The sequence below is a fragment of the Mariniphaga sp. genome (genome assembly GCF_041687215.1).
GTDB lineage: Bacteria > Bacteroidota > Bacteroidia > Bacteroidales > Prolixibacteraceae > Mariniphaga.
The window spans coordinates 1-5,252 of sequence record NZ_JAWLCI010000117.1 but is presented as its reverse complement, the minus strand read 5'-3'; the positions used below and the strand labels follow the sequence as shown (position 1 = coordinate 5,252).

The 5,252-nt window shown below is 40.4% G+C and carries 2 protein-coding genes; both read left to right on the top strand.

Translation table 11 applies throughout. From position 1 onward, the window contains the following. Window positions 1-1,767 (top strand): TlpA family protein disulfide reductase (locus ACESMA_RS21300; RefSeq protein WP_372950903.1); only part of this gene is annotated, 1,767 nt, incomplete at its 5' end. 76 nt (window positions 1,768-1,843) lie between these two features. Beyond that, on the top strand, window positions 1,844-4,915 hold the full coding sequence (locus tag ACESMA_RS21295; RefSeq protein ID WP_372950902.1) for a sensor histidine kinase: 3,072 nt from the start codon (window positions 1,844-1,846) through the stop codon (window positions 4,913-4,915). Window positions 4,916-5,252: the final 337 nt, after the last annotated feature.

The window sequence follows — 5,252 nt, the reverse complement described above, 5'->3', positions numbered from 1 at the left end:
CAACTCTGGAAAATCACTCTGAAAGCAAACGATAAGGAAAAAATCCTCTTTGCAAAAACAGGCAAAAATAGCTGTCAGGTTGGTGAAAATCCTGAAACATTAAAACCTTTTACTGCTGAGTTTGCAGGAATAAAAATCAGGGATACTGAAAAGTTTTCAACTCCGGTCATCAATCCCGGCGAGGTAACGTACAGTGGCTATTTCAGGAATTTTACAAAACGCGTGGGAACAAACACTGGCATAGTTAGCGTAATGAACGCGATTTCCCGCGAAACGGAGAAACATGTCATCACTATTCGGGATGATGGATTTTTTTCCGTTACTTTTCCTCTCGACCTTCCTCAAATCGTTCAGGTGGGTTTGCCAAAACTTACTGTCTATCTGTTTTTAGAGCCTGGTAAAAACCTGTTTCATCTTGCAAATTCAGGAATTCCCGGGCAACGCTCTCTTTTTATGGGCGAAAGCGCTGTGTTGAATTACGACTGGGAAAAACTTCCGGCACTGGAAACATTTTCCCCGGAATTTTATGAAGCTGTTGCAAAAATGAGTTTTAGTGAATATGCCGGTTTTATTCAATCCAAAAAAGAAAAAGCAGACATTGAACTCGCAGCTTTACAAAATCTTTCTGAAAAAGCCCGGGCTGTTGGCGAAATGAATCTCAAATTTCAGTTTGCCGATGCATTATTGCGTTTTAACCAGAACAGAAGAATGGGGATTTATTATATGAACAGGAATTTAAAACAGGAAGAACAAATTGCGTTTACAGAAGAAAAAGTGAATACAGCCGAACTGAAAGAATTGATTAAAAACACACCTGTTAATCATGAAACAGCTTTGTTATGCAACCGATATGGTCAATTGATAAATGCAATCAAGTCAACCGATTTTGAGCTTGGAAATTTGGCGTATTATCATAAAATATTGGAAGCAAAAGATAATCTGGTAAAAAACGGCCTGTCTCTTTCTGCTGAAGAAACCGAAATGTTTGAGTTTATCAGGTTGAATTTCGTGGAAAATTCCAATGATAATGAAGCAAGAAATTTTTCCCGGATGTACATGGTTCCCTGGAACGAATTCAGGAAAAAACACAACGAAACGATCCAACAATATATGGATGACTATTACGCCGCAAACCTGGCAAAAAATGCAAATGAAATTTTTGGCATCAGCAGCGGCCTGGGATTGGAATATCCACTGGCACAAAATTATCTGGCGCAGTTAAAAAATGCTGAAAAGCCGGACGTAAATGAATTCAATGCCATAAAAAGCAAGATTAGTCATCCGGAATTAAAGGAATACGTGATTTCGGAATATTATAAAAAGAAGGCGGAAACCGAAGTGCTTAGTGCGGGCGTCGAAACCATGCTGAAAACCGAGGGTGATAAAATTTTTCACAACATCATTAAAAACTACAAAGGGAAGGTAGTTTATGTCGATTTCTGGGCAACCTGGTGCGGGCCGTGCAAAGCGGGAATTGAACAGATAAAACCATTAAAGGAAGAACTGAAAAATGAAAATATTGTATTTGTTTATATCACCAACCCAACCTCGCCGGAAAAAGACTATGCCAAAGCGAAACCCGACATCATGGGCGAACATTATAAATTAACCTCAGATGAATGGAACCATTTGGCTGCCAAATTTAATATTTACGGTATTCCGCATTATGCACTGGTTGATAAAAACGGGCGGGTTGCAAACGCGCATCTACCTCATTTTAATAATGATGAACTGAAAAAGGTTTTACTGGAACAGGTCAGTAAATGAATTGTGCCGTTCAATAAATGCGTCTTTTTTAATTTGTTTTAAACTGTAAATTTCGGATAAAACAAAATCAACACCAATGAAAACGATTTCGGGATTTTTTACACTTATTTTTGCTTGTTCGGTTTTGAGTTCCTTTTCGCAGGAGCAGGTTATCAGACTGAAGCTGAAAGAAGGGCATGAGTATGTTTATGAATTTACAGAAACAAAATATGTTTTGCCTGAAAATCAACAGCGTTTCGACGACTATATTAAAACGAAAAGTCTGAGAATAAGGTGCGTGAACCTGCAACCCGAAAACAAAGAGTATTTGTTGGTTTCCGTTATTGAGAACAAGGCCGAAAATCCGGAATTAAATCCTCCCCGGTTTAAAGATTACCGTTTCCCTGACTTTAAAGATGCATTTTACGAAAACCGATATGATAGTTTTTGGGAAGAGTTGTTGCCGTGGATAGATTTTTATCAGTATGAATTCGACCAAAAAACCATGGAACTGAAACTGCACAACCGGACAGAGATTTTGGAGGAAATACGCAGTCTGCTCCGGCGAAAAGGATTTGATGATAAAGCAGTTGAACGTCACACTTCCGAGTTTAACACCGAAGGAATTCCTCAAATTACATATCATCTGCAATCGATATTAATGGTTTCAGAACCGGAATTCGAAGCTGAGGGAATTGAACCTCCTGCATTCAAAGAAAACAGAACGGTTACAGATTCACTCTTCACTTATCATCTGACAAAACAGAAAATTGAACCCGGGTTGCACAGCCGGCATTTTTCATATCAAGCAGAAAAAAAGTATTTGATTGAAAACACAACAACTCAAATCGATTCAACCAAATACGGATTGTGGGCTTATGGCGAACCACATCGACTTATTTACACTGAGAATAAAACTCGTTTGAAATCAGTTAAAAACATTCCTGAAAACCGAATTATGATTTCCGGAAAGGTTGAAAATACCAAACAGAAGAAGGTAATTGTTGGTTATTTGCGCGAACCGTTCGGGAAAGAACTTTATCAGGAAACCGTTCTTCTGGATGAAAACAATGCGTTTAGTCTGGAAGCGGAGGTGAAAAATGCCGGACTGGTTTATGTGCAATTCGGACAGGCAAACCGGGTGGAAGATATTCCTTTGCTGGCGTTTTATGCGGAGCCGGGGAACGAGATTCATTTCGAAGCCAAAGGAGAAACATTTCCGTGGAAGGTTAAATTCTCGGGAGATAACCACCAGGCTTCCCAACTGATTTACGACTTTTGGAAAGAGTTTGGTTTGTTTTATCAAAATTTCAATTTCAACTTCCTACAACTGGATAGCAGAAAAATAAAATATTCCGGGTTTTATTCAGCTCTTACAAATAGTGAATCCTTTTTCAAAAAGTATAAAAACCAGTTGCCGGCTCCGGTTTATGATTTTGTTACAACTGAGTTGAGGGCTTTTCTTTTAACCCGTGCCATTCATTATTTAACCATGCAGGAACGAATGAATTTGCCATTGGGGCGGCCCTATTTCCCGGAATATGAGGAGGTAGATTTTGAAGAACTGGAAAACCGGGTAAATAATTTTTACATGCACCGGAATTACAACGATTACGGTATTCATTCCCGCCAACTGGCGGGTGATTTAATGGATTACTATTTTTTGAAAATGAACCGAACTGGCAATTTCATTAATCCCGGTCAATTCAATGCTCCGGTTCAGTCAGGGTGGCGCTATTTCGGTGACTTGCCACAAAAAGTGGAGCTTACTAAAACCGTTTTGACCGGCCACGCGCTTTACAGCCAACTTGCCGAAACTCTTTTGTATGAGAAGATGAATACACTCGATTATTCCTCAAAAGATCAACGTATTATCCAGGATGAAATTACCAGCTACTTCGATTTAATGCTGCGCCTGGTGAATAACCGGGAATTTGCCGGCGCTATTGAAAAGCTGATGGAAAACCACCTGAAATGGCAAAACGAAGATTATGTACCTGAAACGAAATTTTTAAATCCGGAAGGAGAACATGTTTATTTTTCAGACTTTTTCGGGGAGAAACCCACCGTATTTTACATCACAGAAATTTGGGAACGGGAACGCTATTTTTGGGATGATCTGGCCAAAGAAAATCCCGAAATCAATTTTGTGCTGGTGATGGAAGGCAGCAATTTTGAGGACTGGCAGAATTATGTTGAGCGGGCTGAACCGGTTGCACACCAGCTTTTCCTGTTGAATCACAACCAAAGCTTACGCGACATTTTCAAAAAAGACCGCTATCATTTTATCGCTTACGATAAAGCCGGGAAACGTATTGGTTTTGGCGAAAATCCCATTGATGCCTTGAATCTTGCTAAACACAGCCTGATGGTTAAAAAAAAAGAACTCAATAGATCTCAATTGATAATGATAATAGCAGCGCTTGGAGTTGTCCTCGTTGCATTTTTTATAGGTGTATTAATTTGGAAATGGCGGGTTCGGAAGCGGTTCAGGAAGGAAGAGCAGCAGCGGCGTTTGCGCGAGCTGGAGCTCACAGCCATCCGGTCGCAGATGAACCCCCATTTTTTGTTTAACTGCCTCAACTCGGTACAAAACCTGGTGCAGCAAAATAAGGGCCGCGAGGCCCATTTGTATCTGGCCGATTTTGCCGGGCTCATCCGCAAAGTGCTGCAAAATTCCGAAAAAGAAGAAGTGTCGCTGACCGAAGAGCTGGAGATGGTGCAACAGTACCTCAACCTGGAAAAACTGCGGTTCGATTTCAATTTTCAGATAACAGTAAACGAAGGGATCGACCCCCACAACACACCGGTGCCGCCTATGCTGCTACAGCCCTTTGCCGAAAATGCCGTGATTCACGGCTTGCAGCATAAAGAAGGGAGCCGGTTCTTAAAGATTGAAGTTTCGAGAGAACAAACGCGCTTAGCGGATCAAAACCGCTTAGCGCATTCATCTTCGATTTTGATTCGCATCGAAGACAACGGCATTGGCCGGGCGGCGGCACAAAAACTGGCCACCGGCAAAAACGGCAAAGGCTCCAAACTGATGCAGGAACGGCTGGAAATTTTGCAGGAAAAGCAGGGTGAAAAATACAGGCTGCAAATCACCGACCTCACCGAAAACGGCTCCACCGGCACGCGCGTGGAGATTTGGGTACCGGAGGAAAAATAATAAACTTCGTGAATCTTGGAGTCTTGGTGTCTTGGTGGCAATTTCTTTTTTTCGCCACGAAGGCACAAAAGCACGAAGGAAACACAAAGAAGATTAAGAAAATGACAGTTCATTGTTAATCCGACAGTAGAATTAATTTGGGATTAACATATTTTCAGGAAAATGAAACAATGTTTGAATCAGTTAACATATTCTATATTAATTTTTAACGTTTATTAAATCCGGTTTTAAAATGATTGTTTCAACTTTACTGCAAATAACTAAAAATCAACAATCATGAAAAAATTTACTCCTTTTTGCGTTGCAATCCTTTTCGCAATTATTTCAACTGTTGGAA